This window comes from Pseudomonas sp. LBUM1658 (assembly GCF_059716055.1).
Genome location: NZ_CP166798.1, coordinates 5478431 through 5494506, shown reverse-complemented (window position 1 = coordinate 5494506; position 16076 = coordinate 5478431). Strand labels below are relative to the sequence as shown.

Annotated in this window: 17 protein-coding genes and 1 pseudogene; 12 read left to right on the top strand and 6 right to left on the bottom strand. The window is 59.8% G+C overall.

Going from position 1 to position 16076, the window contains the following annotated elements:
- The first annotated feature begins 175 nt into the window (after positions 1-175).
- Both ACA064_RS25365 and ACA064_RS25360 read left to right on the top strand, forming a co-directional pair.
- A complete protein-coding gene (locus tag ACA064_RS25365; RefSeq protein ID WP_497670580.1) occupies positions 176-709 on the top strand; it encodes a gluconokinase in 534 nt (177 codons plus the stop codon).
- A gap of 86 nt (positions 710-795) precedes the next feature.
- Positions 796-2148, top strand: coding sequence for a GntP family permease (locus ACA064_RS25360; RefSeq protein WP_497670579.1), 1353 nt, complete (start codon positions 796-798; stop codon positions 2146-2148).
- Positions 2149-2318: 170 nt separating this feature from the next.
- On the opposite strand, the gene alaC is transcribed toward ACA064_RS25360, so the two are convergent.
- Positions 2319-3539, bottom strand: coding sequence for an alanine transaminase (gene alaC / locus ACA064_RS25355; RefSeq protein ID WP_497670578.1), 1221 nt, complete (start codon positions 3537-3539; stop codon positions 2319-2321).
- 194 nt (positions 3540-3733) lie between these two features.
- On the opposite strand from alaC, the gene ACA064_RS25350 reads away from it, so the two are divergent.
- Together ACA064_RS25350 and ACA064_RS25345 are read left to right on the top strand one after the other, a co-directional pair.
- Positions 3734-4222, top strand: a complete 489-nt coding sequence (locus ACA064_RS25350) for a GyrI-like domain-containing protein (RefSeq protein WP_497670577.1) — start codon at positions 3734-3736, stop codon at positions 4220-4222.
- Positions 4223-4317: 95 nt separating this feature from the next.
- Complete coding sequence (locus ACA064_RS25345; protein WP_497670576.1) at positions 4318-4830, top strand: GNAT family N-acetyltransferase; 513 nt, start codon at positions 4318-4320, stop codon at positions 4828-4830.
- A 145-nt stretch (positions 4831-4975) separates the two neighbouring features.
- Here the strand turns inward: ACA064_RS25345 and ACA064_RS25340 are convergent, their stop codons facing one another.
- Complete coding sequence (locus ACA064_RS25340; protein ID WP_497670575.1) at positions 4976-5461, bottom strand: GNAT family N-acetyltransferase; 486 nt, start codon at positions 5459-5461, stop codon at positions 4976-4978.
- A gap of 196 nt (positions 5462-5657) precedes the next feature.
- Between ACA064_RS25340 and ACA064_RS25335 the strand changes: the two genes are divergently transcribed.
- The 4 genes from ACA064_RS25335 (at position 5658) to ACA064_RS25320 (ending at position 8263) form a co-directional block, all read left to right on the top strand.
- Positions 5658-6092, top strand: coding sequence for a YybH family protein (locus ACA064_RS25335; protein ID WP_497670574.1), 435 nt, complete (start codon positions 5658-5660; stop codon positions 6090-6092).
- Positions 6093-6159: 67 nt separating this feature from the next.
- On the top strand, positions 6160-6504 hold the full coding sequence (locus ACA064_RS25330; RefSeq protein WP_497670573.1) for a YciI family protein: 345 nt from the start codon (positions 6160-6162) through the stop codon (positions 6502-6504).
- Between the two features lie 26 nt (positions 6505-6530).
- On the top strand, positions 6531-7022 hold the full coding sequence (locus tag ACA064_RS25325; RefSeq protein ID WP_497670572.1) for an SRPBCC family protein: 492 nt from the start codon (positions 6531-6533) through the stop codon (positions 7020-7022).
- Complete coding sequence (locus tag ACA064_RS25320; RefSeq protein WP_497670571.1) at positions 7022-8263, top strand: RNA polymerase sigma factor; 1242 nt, start codon at positions 7022-7024, stop codon at positions 8261-8263. Before ACA064_RS25325 ends, ACA064_RS25320 begins: the two co-directional genes overlap by 1 nt.
- Positions 8264-9382: 1119 nt before the next feature.
- Here the strand turns inward: ACA064_RS25320 and ACA064_RS25315 are convergent.
- On the bottom strand, positions 9383-10237 hold the full coding sequence (locus tag ACA064_RS25315; RefSeq protein WP_497670570.1) for a LysR family transcriptional regulator: 855 nt from the start codon (positions 10235-10237) through the stop codon (positions 9383-9385).
- An 89-nt stretch (positions 10238-10326) separates the two neighbouring features.
- Here ACA064_RS25315 and ACA064_RS25310 point away from each other — a divergent pair, with 89 nt between their 5' ends.
- Positions 10327-10758 (top strand): multidrug/biocide efflux PACE transporter, encoded by a 432-nt coding sequence (locus ACA064_RS25310; protein ID WP_497670569.1) that lies wholly within the window; start codon positions 10327-10329, stop codon positions 10756-10758.
- Between the two features lie 184 nt (positions 10759-10942).
- Here ACA064_RS25310 and ACA064_RS25305 read toward each other — a convergent pair whose 3' ends face one another.
- A complete protein-coding gene (locus ACA064_RS25305; protein ID WP_497670568.1) occupies positions 10943-11965 on the bottom strand; it encodes a transporter in 1023 nt (340 codons plus the stop codon).
- A gap of 205 nt (positions 11966-12170) precedes the next feature.
- On the opposite strand from ACA064_RS25305, the pseudogene ACA064_RS25300 reads away from it, so the two are divergent.
- Together ACA064_RS25300 and ACA064_RS25295 are read left to right on the top strand one after the other, a co-directional pair.
- Positions 12171-12935: pseudogene (locus tag ACA064_RS25300) on the top strand (methyl-accepting chemotaxis protein); the annotation flags it as partial.
- A gap of 165 nt (positions 12936-13100) precedes the next feature.
- A complete protein-coding gene (locus tag ACA064_RS25295) occupies positions 13101-13868 on the top strand; it encodes a methyl-accepting chemotaxis protein (RefSeq protein WP_497674325.1) in 768 nt (255 codons plus the stop codon).
- Between the two features lie 47 nt (positions 13869-13915).
- On the opposite strand, the gene ACA064_RS25290 is transcribed toward ACA064_RS25295, so the two are convergent.
- Positions 13916-14230 carry a PepSY domain-containing protein gene (locus ACA064_RS25290; RefSeq protein WP_497670567.1) on the bottom strand — a complete coding sequence of 105 codons (315 nt, stop codon included), beginning with the start codon at positions 14228-14230 and terminating at the stop codon, positions 13916-13918.
- Positions 14231-14316: 86 nt separating this feature from the next.
- The gene (locus tag ACA064_RS25285) at positions 14317-15444 is read right to left on the bottom strand and encodes a glycerophosphodiester phosphodiesterase (RefSeq protein ID WP_497670566.1); all 1128 of its coding nucleotides are present in this window, start codon (positions 15442-15444) and stop codon (positions 14317-14319) included.
- Positions 15445-15691: 247 nt separating this feature from the next.
- On the opposite strand from ACA064_RS25285, the gene ACA064_RS25280 reads away from it, so the two are divergent.
- Complete coding sequence (locus tag ACA064_RS25280; protein ID WP_497670565.1) at positions 15692-16027, top strand: DUF2025 family protein; 336 nt, start codon at positions 15692-15694, stop codon at positions 16025-16027.
- The last annotated feature ends 49 nt before the right edge of the window (positions 16028-16076 follow it).

The window sequence follows — 16076 nt, the reverse complement described above, 5'->3', positions numbered from 1 at the left end:
GCGCTGTCTCGATGCCGCTGCAAATGCTTGAGTGTGGCGTGCCTGATCCCACTCGCAAGCGTCGAAACAGAACGCGCTGCAACCCATAAAAATGACAAGAAGGCGTCGGCAGAATCTATTTTTGCACTAGAGTTCAATGAGCAAAGGTAGCGCTGTCTACGTGCTGAGGTGTTACATGAATCAACCCATCACCGCCCTGGTCATCATGGGCGTCGCCGGCTGCGGCAAAACCTGCGTAAGCGAGGCCCTGTGCCAGCTTAGCGGCGCTACCGCCATTGAAGGCGACTCTTTCCACCCTGCCGCCAATATCGAAAAGATGAGCGCGGGCATCCCTCTTACTGACGAAGACCGTGCCGGCTGGCTCGATAGCCTGTGCGATGAATTGCGCCGCGCCGTCGCTGCCGGTCAGCATCCGGTCCTGACCTGCTCGGCCCTTAAATTGCGTTATCGCGAACGCCTGCGCAGCGCCGTGCCGGGCCTGGGCTTCGTGTTTCTCGAACTGACCCCCGAAGTCGCGGCGCTGCGAGTCTCCCATCGACCCGGCCATTTCATGCCCTCGACCCTGATCGACAGCCAGTTCGCTACCCTTGAATCGCCAGTCGGCGAACCTTTGACCCTGGCCCTCGATGCTTCCTCCCACAGTGTGGAAAACCTCGCCGAGCAGACTTATGCCTGGTGGCTGCAACGTGGCCTGGAACCAATCCAGTAGTGCCTGACTCGAAGAGATAGCGCTGTCCCATTCAGCAATCAATTCACAACCGTTTTAATAACAACAACAAACAGGAGTCACCCCCCATGTTTGGCATGTCCCAAGAGACCTATCTGCTAGTCGATGCAGTGGTCACCATCATCGGCCTGATCGTGTTGATCACCCGGTTCAAGATGCACCCGTTCCTTGCACTGATTATTGCCGCCGGTTTCCTCGGGCTGACCTCGGGCATGCCGGTGGACAAGATCATCAAGTCCTTCCAGGACGGCTTCGGCGGCGTTCTCGGTTTCGTCGGCATCATCCTCGCGCTGGGCACCATGCTCGGCAAAATGATGGCCGAATCGGGCGGGGCGGATCAGATCGCCCGCACCCTGATCCAGGCGTTCGGTAAAGAGCGCGTGCAATGGGCAATGATGTTTGCGGCGTTTCTGGTCGGCATTCCGTTGTTCTTCGAAATCGGCTTCGTGCTGCTGATCCCACTGGTGTTCATCGTCGCCAAGCGTACCGGCGTGTCGCTGATCAAGATCGGTATCCCGCTGCTCGCCGGTCTGTCAGCGGTTCACGGTCTGGTTCCGCCACACCCGGGTCCGTTGCTGGCCATCGGTATATTCGGTGCTGACATCGGCAAAACCATTCTCTATGGTCTGATCGTCGCGCTGCCGACCGCCATCATTGCCGGTCCCTTGTTCGGTACGTTCATCGCCAAATACATTCCGGGTCATCCGAATCAGGAGTTGGTGGATCAACTGGCCCATGAGCCGGAAGCCTCCACGCTGCCAAGCTTCAGCATCACCCTGATCACCGTGCTGTTGCCGGTGTTCCTGATGTTGCTCAAAACCTTCGCCGATGTGGTGCTGCCTGAAGGTAATGGCGTGCGCAACTGGATGGACATGATCGGCCACCCGATCGCTGCCTTGCTGCTGGCCCTGCTGCTGTCGTTGTACACCTTTGGCTACAGACGCGGTTTTGATTCGAAGAGAATTCTCAAACTGCTCGACTCCAGCCTTGCGCCAACGGCCGCGATCATCCTGATCATCGGTGCTGGCGGTGGCTTCAAGCAGATGCTGGTAACCAGCGGCGTGGGTGATGTGATCGGCCATATGGCGGTGAACGCGCAGATCTCGCCGATTTTGCTGGCGTGGCTGGTAGCGGCGGTGATTCGTGTCGCCACCGGTTCGGCGACCGTGGCAACCATTACCGGTGCGGGCATTGTGGTGCCGGTGGTGGGGATGGTTCCAGGCGTCAATCTTGAATTGCTGGTACTGGCAACGGGCGCAGGCTCGTTGGTTCTGTCTCACGTCAACGATGCGGGCTTCTGGCTGGTCAAGCAGTACTTCAACATGACCGTCCTCGAAACCTTCAAGACCTGGACCGCGATGGAAACCATCCTCTCCGTCGTTGCGCTGATCTTCATCCTGCTGCTGTCGTTGGTGGTTTAAAAAACTGTGGCGAGGGGGCTTGTCGGAACGCCGCATCGCCCCGTTGGACCGCGAAGCGGTCCTGAAACCATGTATCGCGATTCTTCAGGTAGAACGCGGTAGCCGGTTTTACGACTGCTTCGCAGCCGAACGGGGCGATGCGGCGTTCCGACAAGCCCCCTCGCCACAAATCAGACGGCGCTGGTTTTCGGTACCAAACCATCCGCCCTGAACATTCCACGGATCCCGCGCACTGCCTGGCGAATTCGGTCCTGGTTCTCGATCAGGGCAAAGCGCACATGGTCATCACCATATTCACCAAACCCCACTCCCGGCGACACACAGACCTTGGCCTGCGCCAGCAGTTTCTTGGCGAATTCCAGCGAGCCGAGGTGCGCGTAGGCTTCAGGGATCTTGGCCCAGACGTACATCGCGGCCTTTGGATTCTCGACCATCCAGCCCAGTTCATGCAGGCCTTTGACCAGTACATTGCGACGCTGCCGGTATTGCTCGGCGATGTCTTTCACGCATTGCTGATCGCCTTCCAGTGCCGCGATGGCCGCGACCTGCAGCGGAGTGAAGGTGCCGTAGTCGTGATAGCTCTTGATCCGCGCCAGGGCATTGACCAGTTCGGCGTTGCCGACCATGAAACCAATACGCCAGCCAGCCATGTTGTAGCTCTTGGACAGGGTGAAAAACTCCACCGCGATGTCCTTGGCGCCCGGCACCTGCATGATCGACGGGGCTTTATAGCCGTCGAAGACGATGTCGGCGTAGGCCAGATCGTGGACCACCAGCACATCGTATTGTTTGGCCAGGGCGATGACCCGCTCGAAGAAATCCAGTTCCACGCACTGCGCGGTCGGGTTGGACGGGAAGCCGAGAATCATCATCTTCGGTTTCGGGATCGAGCCGCGAATCGCCCGTTCCAGTTCGGCGAAGAAGTCTACGCCCGGAATCAGCGGCACCGAACGCACTTGGGCACCGGCAATCACTGCGCCGTAGATGTGGATCGGGTAGCTGGGATTGGGCACCAGTACCGTATCGCCCTGGTCGAGGGTGGCGAGCATCAAATGCGCCAGACCTTCCTTGGAACCAATGGTGACGATGGCTTCGCTTTCCGGGTCGATGTCGACCTCATAGCGATCCTTGTACCAATTGGAAATTGCCCGACGCAGGCGTGGAATGCCCTTGGACGTGGAATAGCCATGGGTATCTTCGCGCTGGGCGACGGTGCAGAGTTTTTCGACGATATGCGGCGGTGTCGGGCCGTCGGGGTTACCCATGCTGAAGTCGATGATATCTTCGCCACGACGACGGGCGGCCATCTTCAGCTCGGCAGTGATGTTGAATACGTAAGGGGGGAGTCGATCTATGCGCGCAAAGCGGCGCGGCGAACCTTGGTCAGCCATTGTTGCCTCTGGTACGTAAGCGCCCGGAACCGTCCGAGCGACGTCGGCCACTGCGGTGGCCTGAGGCGCACGATAAGGGCTGGAGCGGCAGGTTGTCCAGCGTGTCGTTAAACAACCAGGACTTGACTGGGGAAATTCGGGTGGGCTTCTATACTCCCAGCCGAACCTATCTTCCACTCATTGAGGTTGCTTTCATGGACGAGCAAAAAATTTCCGATCTGGCTGAACCGCGTTTTGAACATGGACATTTTCTGTTGATCGCGGGGCTTGGCGGGCGCTTTACTAGCGAGACAACCCAAGGCATCCCGCAACTTTGGGAAAAATTCATTCCGCACATCGGCAAAGTCCCGGGCCAAAAGGACGACGTGACCTACGGCATCTGCTGTAACCCGGATGGCAAAGGCGGTTTCGAATACATCGCCGGAGTCGAGATCAGCAAGCTCGATGACTTGCCTGATCAGTACCGCTGGATCGAAGTACAGCCACAGTACTATGCGGTGTTCGAGCATAAAGGCTCACTGGATACCTTGCCCCGGACCTTCCAATACATCTGGAAAACCTGGTTGCCCAAATCCGCCCATGAAGCCGCGGATGCACCGGAGTTCGAGCGTTACAGCGCCGACTTCAATCCGCAGACCGGGGAAGGGACTCTGGAGATATGGCTGCCGCTCAAGGAGGGCTGATCCAGCTTACAGGCAGTCGCGGCCGGCAAGGAAAGTCCAAAAAACCGGCCGCTGCGCCTATCGTTTTCCGCCTGACAGGGTAGCTGTTGTCTTCTATGAAATCGTCAAACGCTGTTATCCGCCAGGTCACGACTGCTGATCTGGACCGCTGTTTCGCCATCGAATCCGTTGCCTACGAAGGCGACGAAGCCGCGACCCGAGAGAAAATCGCCACGCGCATCGCCACCTGGTCTCAAGGATTTATCGTGGCTGAAATCGATGGCGTGGTCGCAGGCTTTATCAATTCCGGTGCCGCCTGGCAGGTGGAAATGGCTGATGAAGCCTTCAAGGAACTGATCGGCCACGATCCGGACGGCCCGCATGTGGTGGTCATGTCGGTGGTGGTGCATCCGGACTATCAGGGGCAGGGCTTGGCCAAGCGGTTGATGAGCGAGTTCATCGCCCGCATGCGAGGCCTGAACAAGGCGAGCATCCACCTGATGTGCAAGGAGCGGCATGTACCGTTTTATGCACAGTTCGGTTTCATCTACCTCAAGGCTTCAGACTCTGATCATGGCGGGATGGCCTGGCATGAAATGGAGTTGAATCTGCAAGGAAAGACAGAATGAAACGCGGGCATTTTGTAGGAGCGAGCTTGCTCGCGATGGACGTTAACGATAACGCGTAATGTCTGAATTAACGCGGCGCCCTTGAGTCCATCGCGAGCAAGCTCGCTCCTACACTTCAGGGTTGGCCGGGGCATTCGTGTCCTCTTCAGAACGCCAGCGCCAACCTGCGCTCATAGCCGATCCGGCCCTTGTAGGCTTCGCCGGTATCGACCCATCCGAGCTTGAGGTACAGGTTGAGCGCCGCTTCGTTGTGAGCGTCCACCGAGAGCATCAAGCCGTTGATCTCCGGCCAGGCTTGGCGAGCGACTTGTGGCAGGGCTTGCAGGCAGGCTTTGCCATAACCTTTGCCCTGGACGCGGTGGTCGACTTGCAGGGCGTGCAGGGTGGCGGTGTCTTTATCGGCCCAATGGGGAAGGCACGGCGGGCGTTTGAGCAGCAGGAAGGCTACTGGAACCTCCTGCGACAACAGGGCAAAGCCTTTAACTCCGGGGTTGGCATTGGACAGCAGGGCGTGCAAGGCGCCATGGATATCGCCGGAGAATTCCCTTTGCTGCGGGAGGATTTCGATGGCTTCGACTTGTTGGCGCTGAACCGGGGTCAGGCTTTCGTAGGGCACAAGTTGAGTAGTCACTGGCGGTGTCCGTTTTCCGGCAAAGGTGAGAGGCAGATTCTATCGAGTTTGCGGCAGACAAAAATATTTTTGTGGCAACCATCCGAACGTGTCGATTTCGGTTTTTGTCATACGACTATGGGTGTCTTCACGATTTACACCTCGCCCATCAGGCGACTCGATGACCCTCTGCAACTCAATCGCAAGGAGAACCATCATGAGCACTCATAACGCTGAAACTGAAATCCGCGCCTTGATCGAAACCTGGCAGCAAGCCGTGATCGACAAGGATATCGATAAAATCGTCAGCTTCTACGCGGACGATATCACCTCGTTCGACGCCGTGACTGCACTGCAATTCAAGGGCAAAGAGGCCTACCGCGCGCACTGGGAAGAGTGCATGAAAGTCTGCCCCGGCCCCGGCATTTTCGAGTTCCACCAGCTGCATGTCGTACCGGCTGCCGATACCGCATTTGCCCACTGGCTGGCCCATTGCGGCGGGACCGACGAAAAAGGCGAAACCAAAGCCTGCTGGATGCGGGTGACCGCAGGCTACCAGCGCATCAATGGCCAATGGTTGGTGGTGCATGAGCACTGGTCGGCACCGTTCGACATGATGAGCGGCACGGTGCTGTTCGACCTGCAACCCTGATCGTCGGGTTTTTCGCCAAACCCTGAATCAGCAGCCATAGTTGATCAGCTTGATGACGGAGAATTTCATGAAATACCTATGCTTGGTCTACAGCGAAGAGCTCCTTCTCCACAGCTTGCCTGAAAGCCCGAAGGATGCTGAATGTATGGCCTACGCCGAGTCGATTCAGGGCAGTGGCCGGATGCTCGCCGCCGAGGCGCTGCAGTCGGTGCAGACCGCCACCACGGTGCGCATGCGCAACGGCAAGTTGTCGATCACCGATGGCCCTTTCGCTGAAACCAAGGAGCAATTGGCCGGGTTTTATCTGATCGATGCCAAGGACCTCAACGAAGCCCTGCAGGTCGCCGGGAATATCCCGGCGGCCCGAGTCGGCAGTGTCGAGGTGCGCCCGGTACGTGAATTGAATCCCTGAGAACAATCATAAGCAGGAGATCCCCGATGATCGCCCAACTGGCCAAGCCTCAGCCCGCTGAGTTCGAGCTATCCATCAGCCGTTTGATTGATGCGCCCCGGAGCAAGGTTTTCCGCGCCTGGACCGAGCCGCAGTTGCTGGCGCAGTGGTGGGGGCCCCATGGCATGACGACGCCGGAGTGTGAGATGCAACTGTGGGTCGGCGGCCTGTTCCGGACCTTGATGCGCGCGCCGGACGGCAGCGAGTATCCGACCCAGGGTGTTTACCTGGAGATTGTCGTGCCGCAGCGGATTGTCTTCACCGACGCCTTCAAACCGGGCTGGATTCCATCGGGCAAACCCTTCATGACCGCCGAAGTGACCTTCGACGATATCGATGGCAAGACCCTCTACACCGCGCGCGCCATGCACTGGACTGAAGAGGATCGCCAGGCCCATGAGGCGATGGGCTTTCATGATGGCTGGGGGCAAAGTCTGGATCGGCTGGTGACACTGGTTACCGAAGGCATGCCCGACTGATGGCGGGCGAAGCGAACGGCTCGGTCAAGGCTCTGGTCGAGACGGTCTATCGCACCGAGTCGCGACGGATTCTGGCGACCCTGATTCGCTTGCTCGGCGATTTCGATCTCGCCGAAGAGGCGTTGCACGAAGCCTTCTTCGTCGCGGTCGAGCGCTGGCAGCGTGACGGGGTGCCGGATAATCCACGCACTTGGCTGGTGTCGACCGGGCGCTTCAAAGCCATTGATGCATTGCGTCGGCGAGCGCGTTTCAGTGCCTCCCGGGCGGCCCTGGTCAGCCAGCTGGGAGAACTCGAAGAGACCGACTGGAGTGAGGACGACGTGGAAGACGATCGCCTGCGTTTGATCTTCACCTGTTGTCACCCGGCCTTGGCGGCGGATGCTCAGGTGCCGTTGACGCTTCGGGAAATCTGCGACTTGACCACCGAGGAAATCGCCCGGGCTTTTCTCACCGCGCCGGCCACCATCGCCCAGCGCATCGTGCGTGCCAAGGCGAAGATTCGCGATGCGAAAATTCCTTATCAGGTGCCATCCCTGGCCGAACTGCCCGAGCGTCTGGACAGCGTGTTGCGAGTGATTTATCTGGTGTTCAACGAAGGGTATTCGGCGTCGATGGGCGCGCAGTTGACCCGCGAAGACCTGACCGCAGAAGCCATCCGCCTGGCTCGATTGTTGATGGAGCTGCTGCCGGAACCGGAGGTGATGGGTTTGCTGGCGTTGATGTTGCTGCATGAGTCGCGCCGCCCGGCACGGACCTCGGCGGCGGGTGAACTGATTGTGCTGGATGAACAGGACCGCTCGCTATGGAATGCCGAACAGATCGCCGAGGGCTGTGGGCTGGTGGAGAAGGCATTGGGTACGCGGCGCTTTGGCCCCTACTGCCTGCAAGCGGCGATTGCCGCGGTGCATGCCGAGGCGTCGACTGCCGGGGAAACCGACTGGGTACAGATTGTCGGCCTGTATGACGTGCTGCTGCGGGCGCTGCCTTCGCCGGTGATCGAATTGAATCGCGCGGCGGCCCTGGCCCAGCGCGATGGCCCGCTGGCGGGGTTGGAATTGGTCGAGGGCATCCTGGCGCGCGGCGAGTTGCTCGACTACCACCTGGCGCATTCGGCTCGGGCGGAGTTTTGCCGGCAGCTGGGGCGGGTCGAGCAGGCGAGAGCGGCCTATCAGCGAGCCCTCGAACTGACCCGGCAGTTGCCTGAACGGCGGTTTATCGAGCGGCGCCTTGAAGAGCTGTAGATACCGTCTTAACCCTCACCGGCCAACGCATTGCCCGCCGAAAAGATCGCAGGCTACGCCAGCTCCTACGCCGACCGCGTTTGCCCGTCGGTTCGCCGATCCCCTGTAGGAGCCGCCGCAGGCTGCGATCTTTTGATCCTGGCGTCCGCCCGGCCAACGCATTGTCCGCCGAAAAGATCGCAGGCTACGCCAGCTCCTACGCCGACCGCGTTTGCCCGTCGGTTCGCCGATCCCCTGTAGGAGCCGCCGCAGGCTGCGATCTTTTGATCCTGGCGTCCGCCCGGGCAACGCATTGTCCGCCGAAAAGATCGCGGGCTCCGCCAGCTCCTACGCCGACCGCGTTTGCCCGTCGGTTCGCCGATCCCCTGTAGGAGCCGCCGCAGGCTGCGATCTTTTGATCCTGGCGTCCGCCCGGCCAACGCATTGTCCGCCGAAAAGATCGCAGGCTACGCCAGCTCCTACGCCGACCGCGTCTGCCCGTCGGTTCGCCGATCCCCTGTAGGAGCTGCCGCAGGCTGCGATCTTTTGATCCTGGCGTCCGCCCGGCCAACGCATTGTCCGCCGAAAAGATCGCAGGCTACGCCAGCTCCTACGCCGACCGCGTTTGCCCGTCGGTTCGCCGATCCCCTGTAGGAGCCGCCGCAGGCTGCGATCTTTTGATCCTGGCGTCCGTCCGGGCAACGCATTGCCCGCCGAAAAGATCGCGGGCTACGCCAGCTCCTACGCCGACCGCGTTTGCCCGTCGGTTCGCCGATCCCCTGTAGGAGCCGCCGCAGGCTGCGATCTTTTGATCCTGGCGTCCGCCCGGCCAACGCATTGTCCGCCGAAAAGATCGCAGGCTACGCCAGCTCCTACGCCGACCGCGTTTGCCCGTCGGTTCGCCGATCCCCTGTAGGAGCCGCCGCAGGCTGCGATCTTTTGATCCTGGCGTCCGCCCGGCCAACGCATTGTCCGCCGAAAAGATCGCAGGCTACGCCAGCTCCGCCGACCGCGTCTGCCCGTCGGTTCGCCGATCCCCTGTAGGAGCTGCCGCAGGCTGCGATCTTTTGATCCTGGCGTCCGTCCGGGCAACGCATTGCCCGCCGAAAGATCGCAGCCTTCGGCAGCTCCTACGCGCTTTCACTCCAGCATCTTCCCCAACAACCAGCTCCCCGCCGGCCCTGGCGGATGCAGGCGTGACCAGAGGGCATCGACCGCCACCGGCCGCGGCCAGCCGCGCACTTTGAGTTCCTGCAGCGAACCGGCGCCAAAACGGCCCACCAACCAGCGCGGCAAGGGCGCCCAGCCGAACCCGCGCTGGGCCATTTCCAGCAGCATCAGGTAACTCGGCGCCGACCAGACCCGGCCCTGGGCGCGGGTTTCATAAGGGTTGACGATGGTCGCCAGGCGCAACTCGCGGTGCTGTTGCAGGCTGTCCTTGTCGACCTTGCTCAGTGCCGCCAACGGATGATCACGAGACACAAACAAGGCAATTTCAGTGCGTTCGTCCACCGTCGAGCTAGCGAGGTCCGCCGGATAGTTCGGTTGCATCTCGGCGAAGGCAATCTGCGCTCGGCCACTCTGAACCAGAGCGATCAGGTCGGCGGATTCGGCGATCAGGCATTCCAGTTCCAGGTCCGGGTAACGCTGCTCGAACGCGCTCAGGCTCACCTCGAAACGGTCGGACTGATAGGTGTCGGAAATGGCTACGGTCAGCTTCGGTTCGAAACCTTGGGACAGCTGGCTGGCGGCCATTTCCAGGCGACTGGTGGCGGCCAGGATGTCTTCGGCGCGCTGCAGCATGACGTGCCCGGCCGGGGTGAGGGTCGGTTTGCGGCTGCGGCGGTCGAACAGCACCACATCCAGGTCGATTTCCAGGCTGGCAACGGCGGCGCTGATAGTCGACTGACTCCTGCCCAGCTTGCGCGCAGCCGCGGAAAACGAGCCTTGGGTCGCGGCATGGACAAAGGCCAGTAACACTTCGTGGGAGGCCATGAACTATCGCCCTGATCGATGGTTATTGGTTATGAAGTATCGGTCTGGAAGGCGATGATGGCAACCATAGTCAACCAGGGAGCCCAGTCATGAGTGCCAACAAATCCATTACTGAACGTTTTTTCCAGGCCATCGGATTCGAGCTGCTCGCGGTCCTGTTGTGTACCCCGTTGCTCGCCTGGCTGATGGACAAATCGGTGGTCGACATGGGTGTCGCGACCATCGCCATCGGCCTGATCGCCCTGGGCTGGAACGTCCTGTTCAACGGCCTGTTCGACCGTTTGCTCAAGCGTCTTGGCATGACCCAGAACAGCTGGACCCGCATGTTGCACGCGCTGTTGTTCGAGGGCGGTCTGGTGGCGGTCAGCGTGCCGCTGATAGCCTGGTGGCTGAACATCAGTCTGTTGCAGGCATTAATTCTGGACCTCGGCGTGCTGCTGTTTTTCCTGCCGTACACCTACGTCTATCACTGGGCGTATGACGTGCTGCGTGAGCGACTGCTGCTGAGGCGGATAATCTGACCCAACGCGTTCAGCGCGGGGGGGGAAGGCGCTGCGGATACTTGTGGCGAGAGAGCAAGCTCGCGCTGGGTTGCGAAGCGACCCCAAACCTGCGACCGCATTTTGTCAGGCACAACTCATTCACAGGTTTTGCGACTGCTTCGCACTCGAGCGCAAGCAAGCTCCCTCGCCACCAAAAGCCTGGTCAGTAGTCCTGGCGCTTGCGAAACGCCCAGCGCCCGGCCAGCACGGTAAAGGTCGCCACCAGCGCCACCAGAATCCAGAAACCTTCCGGGTCGGCCGAGAGCGGAATCCCGCCGACATTCATGCCGAAGAAACCGGCAATGATGTTGATCGGCAGCGCTAACACCGTCACCACGGTCAGGGTGAACAGGGTGCGGTTGCTTTGTTCGTTGAGGTTGGCGGCGATTTCTTCCTGCAGCAGCTTGATGCGCTCACCCAGGGCGGTGAGGTCGTTGATGATCAGCGCAAACTCCTCGGTGGATTTGCGCAGTTCCTTGACGTCCTCTTTCTGCAGCCATTGCGGCGGGCGATTGAGCAGCCGCAGCAACGACCCCGGCTCCAGTGCCAGCAAGCGTTGCAGGCGTACCAGCACCCGGCGGTTGGTACCCAGTTCGGCGCGGTTGGTGGACAGGCGTGAGGACAATAACTGGTCCTCGATCTGATCGACGCTGATGCTGGTCTTGCGCACGATCTGGGTCAGCACTTCGCCCTGGTCGCGCAGCAGATGCACCAGCAGTTCCAGCGGTGAGCGGAAGCATTCACCGGCCTTGACCGAGGAGCGCAGCTTGTCCACCGAGTGCAAGGGTTGCAGGCGGGCGCTGATGATCAGGCGGCTGCGGGCGCAGACCCACAGGGTCGAAATATCCGAAGAGACCATGTTGCTCAGGTTGAACACCACATCGTTGACCACCGCCAGCAGCGCCGAATCGACGTGTTCGATACGGGTCGAGCGCGAACCTTCGTGCAACGCTTCGAAGAACTCCTGCGGCAGTTCCAGGTTGGTTTTCATCCAGCGTTCGCAGGCGGCATGGGCCAGGTTCAGGTGCAGCCAGAGAAATTCCTCGGGATCACCGGGTTGCCGCAAACATTCCAGGGCGCTCGCCGAATCGATTTCGCGCCCCCGTTCGCCAGGGCGAAAACTGAACCCGTAGAGCAGACCGAACAGATCAGTGTCGCGATGGCTTTGGCCGATGCTGTGGTTCATGGAGTCTCGCTGGCGGGACGCGTCTGTCACAGATTTCACAGGTTCGCTTGAACCGCATCATGACAAGGCTGTTTGACGGTTTTGTGACAGCTTGGCGACATCGGTAAGAGCGCCATAACCAGTGGTCGGAGCCATTAAAGAATGCGAGCGGAGTGCCGATCAAGCTCAGGTAGTCTTTCGCTTTTTGGCCAAAGGCTTGGTGTTTATGACAGGGATGTCTGGACGTCATGCATGCCTCTGGTTGGCCTGCTTTATCCCTGTCATGAGATCCCACTCGATGTTTGTGCAGAAATCCCTGAGAACTCAAATCCTGGCACTGCTGAGCGGAAGTCTGTTCGCGATGCTGTTGATCGCCCTGGCGTGCTTCCACTTTCTTTCCAGCGGTGTTCAAAACTATCGCAATCTGATTGAAGGCCCGCTGCATACTTCGCAACTGATCGATGAAGCCAACCTGCAATTCAAGGTTCAGGTTCAGGAATGGAAAAATGTCTTGCTGCGCGGCAAGCGGCCGGAAGACTTGAACAAGTACTGGAAGCAATTCGAAGATCGCCAGCGCGATGTACAAGGCATTCTCGGACAACTGGGCAGCGCACCGGGAATTGATGCGCAACTCAAGACTCGTATCGAGCGGCTACGCGAAGAGCACCGCGTTTTGGGCACGGCCTATCAGAAGGGCCGTGACGCCTATCTGGCCGCCGGGACCGACGCCGCTGCCGGCGATAGCGCAGTCAAAGGCGTGGACCGCGCCGTCAGCGAGCAAATGAGTGAACTGGTCAACGAACTGCGCAAGCAGGGTGCCGAGAAATCGATCCGGATCAGTGCCGATGCTGATCGCACCGTGCTGCTGGGGATTGTGGTGATGCTGGCTTCGGGCCTGTTGATCGGCCTGCTCAGCTTGTGGCTGGTCAACCGCAATCTGGTCGAACCGATCCGCAAGCTGATTGAATACGTCGCCCAGCTCAGCCAGGGTCGCTTCGTCGAACGCGTCGCAAGCGATCGTCAGGATGAATTGGGCAGGCTGGCTGTTGCCGCCAATACCTTGCGGGATTTTCTCGCGCAAACCTTCAGCCGCTTGCAGCGCAGCGCCACCGATCTGGACAGCGCCAGTGGCGAGCTGAATTCGATCGCCAGCCAGATGAGTCAGGGCGCCAGCGAGCAATTCAACCGCACCGATCAAGTGGCCACGGCGATGAACGAGATGTCCGCCACGGCGCAGGAAGTCGCCCGGCATGCCGCGGATGCGGCACGGGCTGCCGATGATGCCGATCACTCTGCTCAGCAGGGCGAAAAGGTCATGCAGGGGACAATTCACACCATCACCCGGATGCGTGGCGAAATCGCCAATACCGCCACCGTCATCCGTCAGCTGGAGACCGACAGCGGGCGGATCGGCAAGGTGCTGGAAGTGATTCGCGCCATTGCCGAACAGACCAACCTGCTGGCGCTCAACGCCGCCATCGAAGCGGCCCGCGCCGGCGAGGCCGGACGCGGATTTGCCGTGGTCGCCGATGAGGTTCGCAGCCTGGCTCAGCGCACGGCAGCGTCGATCATCGAGATCAATCAGATTATTCAAACGGTGCAAAAGGGTGCGGTGGATGCGGCCCAAGCCATCGACAGCGGCCAGTCACGCAGTGAAGAAAGCGTCGAACAAGTGACTCAGGCCGGCGCGATGCTGGAGCGGATCACCGTTGCGGTGGAATCGATACGCGACATGAACCGGCAAATCGCTACGGCCGCCGAAGAGCAGACTTCGGTGGCTGAAGACATTTCGCGCAACCTCACTGAAATCACCACCATCGCCAGTACCAATCTGGACAACGTGCAGCGCACTGAAGCGGCGAGCCGGAATTTGCACGGGTTGTCGGGACAGTTGAATGAGGTTACCGCGCGTCTGAGCGCATAAAAAAAGCCGCGCGACCCGAAGGCCGCGCGGCTTTTGCCGTGATGCAGTTACTTGTCTTGTTTGTTGCTCAATACCTGACCGGTCTTGGCGTTCAGGTCCACGTCCCACTCGACGCCTTTGGCATCGCGAATTTCTACCTGATAGATGTAGTCAGCACCTTTTAGCTCAAGCTCGGTGTCGGTGATGTTGGCCGCCGTTGTGCCTGGATGCTGGGCGAGGGCGGCCTGGTTGAGTTTTTCCAGGTCCATGATAGTGCCGGCTTTGAGCAAGCCCGGAATCTGGTCAGGACGGACGTCGGCCTGGGCCAGGCCAGCAGTCAGGGTCAAGGCGGCAGCGGCGAACAGGGCAGTCAACGTTTTCATGGGATTCTTTCCTTGGGGTGAACTGTTTAAGTGGGATCAGATTAGCTCGCTGAACTTAATTCACCCTTAATTTCATTTCGGCTCGGTTAATAACCGTTGGCCTCAAGCAACTGCGCAACAGTGGCCGGAGCCGGGCGCTTGAAGTACTTGAGCAGCTCGGAGGTGCGGTTGGTGAAGATGCCATCGACGCCGGCATCCATCACCTTCTGGTAATCCACCGGTTCGTCGATGGTGTAGGCATGCACCAACAGGCCTTTGTCGTGAGCGAAGTTGTTCATCCACGGCTGCACCAGGTCCGAGTAGCTTTGATCGCCACCGGCGGTCAGGGCTGCCGAAGGTCCGGTGCCAATGGCGCCTTGAGCCTTGGCGTAGTCGACCCACTTCTCGAATTCGGCTTTGTCCTTGGGTTCCTGCCTGGCGTAGAAGGCGGCCTTATCCTTTTCCCCGCTGTCGGCGAAAGTGACGTTGGACTTGGGTTCGATACTGCCTTCACCGACCCACAGCAGGAGGATTTTCGGGACCTGCGGCATCTCTTTTTGCAAAAGCTCCAGGCTGCTCTTTTCGAAGGTTTGCAGCACGACCTTGCCTTTGCCCTGGCCGACGGCAATATCGCCTTTCGCCAGTTTCGAGCCGATCGGGCTGAGCCAGCCGCTGTCCTGCAATTTATCCTTGAGGTCGCGCTCCAGGCCCGGAAACTGCTTCGGCTCTTTGGTTTCGATATACAGCCCGGGCTTGTGCAACGGGTTGCCTTGGGCGATATCGATGATTTCGTCGAGGGTCAGAATTTTCAAGCCGGCATAGGAAGGGCGCGCGCGGTCCGGGTAAGCAGTATTGAACCAGCTGCCGGCATCCAGGGTTTTCAGTTCGGCCAGGGTGAATTGGTTGGCGGGACTGTCCTTGCGCTCGGGGAATTTGCTGGCGACATCGGTGGTGCGTTGCAGGTTGTCGTCATGCAGGGCGAACAGCACGCCGTCCTTGCTGCGTTGCAGGTCCAGTTCCAGGTAATCGGCACCCAGGTCGCGGGCCAGTTTGTAAGCGGCCGCTGTGGATTCCGGAGCATCGAAGGATGCGCCACGGTGGGCAATGACCGCCGGGCGCGGAATGCCCGTTGCGGTGGCCAGGGCGCTGGGGCTTGGCGGGCTGCTGGCCTGTGCCTGGCCCAGGCCGAGCATCAGGCTCAGCAGCAGGGCACTTTTGTGGAAGGTGGCAGGCATAGTCGAGATCCTTTCGTTGGGAGCGATTTCAAAGGACTATGTTTTAACAACTGAGCGCTGCCAGTGCTATCGCCAAACCGACATAAAGCTGCATCTGAAGCATTTTTTCAGCGCTTTTGTGCGGCTCTTTGCAGTACTCTTCGACTCAGCAGTTTCCCCATCAGAGGGAAACCTGAAAAAATGCTGCTCCTGCCTGGCGTGCAAACCATCGATCACCTGTCCCTCGGGACCTACCGTGAGGTTTAGCATGCGCATCACTTCCGAGCTTATCTGCCAGGCCGCCGACCAACTCAAAGGATTCGTTGGTTTTAATCGCAAGACTGGCCGGCACATCGTTCGTTTCAGCGAAGACTCGTTCGGCATGGACGTTGCGGATGACGCGATTATCCCCTGCAGCGAATTCGTCTGGCAGCCGGCGATCCATCAAACCATGACCCTCAAGCGCGAGCTGATTCAGCTGCTGCTGGACCAGAATATCGACGAAAGCATCAACATCACCGAACCGCTGCGGGTGTACATGCGTCGTGAGGATGTGCCGGAGATTTCGGCACAGCGCAGTCTGGTGGCGCCGGTGGTGGGGTGACAGTTTGTCTGCTTCGAGGTAGAGGGCGTCTGGTCTGACGTCTTCGCGG

Coding starts and splice junctions, on each gene's coding strand:
- ACA064_RS25290 (WP_497670567.1), bottom strand. CDS start 14,230: ATGAAAACGTTGACTGCCCTGTTCGCCGCTGCCGCCTTGACCCTGACT.
- ACA064_RS25365 (WP_497670580.1), top strand. CDS start 176: ATGAATCAACCCATCACCGCCCTGGTCATCATGGGCGTCGCCGGCTGC.
- ACA064_RS25315 (WP_497670570.1), bottom strand. CDS start 10,237: ATGGCCTCCCACGAAGTGTTACTGGCCTTTGTCCATGCCGCGACCCAA.
- ACA064_RS25280 (WP_497670565.1), top strand. CDS start 15,692: ATGCGCATCACTTCCGAGCTTATCTGCCAGGCCGCCGACCAACTCAAA.
- ACA064_RS25350 (WP_497670577.1), top strand. CDS start 3,734: ATGGACGAGCAAAAAATTTCCGATCTGGCTGAACCGCGTTTTGAACAT.
- ACA064_RS25310 (WP_497670569.1), top strand. CDS start 10,327: ATGAGTGCCAACAAATCCATTACTGAACGTTTTTTCCAGGCCATCGGA.
- ACA064_RS25345 (WP_497670576.1), top strand. CDS start 4,318: ATGAAATCGTCAAACGCTGTTATCCGCCAGGTCACGACTGCTGATCTG.
- ACA064_RS25325 (WP_497670572.1), top strand. CDS start 6,531: ATGATCGCCCAACTGGCCAAGCCTCAGCCCGCTGAGTTCGAGCTATCC.
- ACA064_RS25335 (WP_497670574.1), top strand. CDS start 5,658: ATGAGCACTCATAACGCTGAAACTGAAATCCGCGCCTTGATCGAAACC.
- ACA064_RS25320 (WP_497670571.1), top strand. CDS start 7,022: ATGGCGGGCGAAGCGAACGGCTCGGTCAAGGCTCTGGTCGAGACGGTC.
- ACA064_RS25305 (WP_497670568.1), bottom strand. CDS start 11,965: ATGAACCACAGCATCGGCCAAAGCCATCGCGACACTGATCTGTTCGGT.
- ACA064_RS25285 (WP_497670566.1), bottom strand. CDS start 15,444: ATGCCTGCCACCTTCCACAAAAGTGCCCTGCTGCTGAGCCTGATGCTC.
- ACA064_RS25330 (WP_497670573.1), top strand. CDS start 6,160: ATGAAATACCTATGCTTGGTCTACAGCGAAGAGCTCCTTCTCCACAGC.
- alaC (WP_497670578.1), bottom strand. CDS start 3,539: ATGGCTGACCAAGGTTCGCCGCGCCGCTTTGCGCGCATAGATCGACTC.
- ACA064_RS25360 (WP_497670579.1), top strand. CDS start 796: ATGTTTGGCATGTCCCAAGAGACCTATCTGCTAGTCGATGCAGTGGTC.
- ACA064_RS25295 (WP_497674325.1), top strand. CDS start 13,101: ATGAGTCAGGGCGCCAGCGAGCAATTCAACCGCACCGATCAAGTGGCC.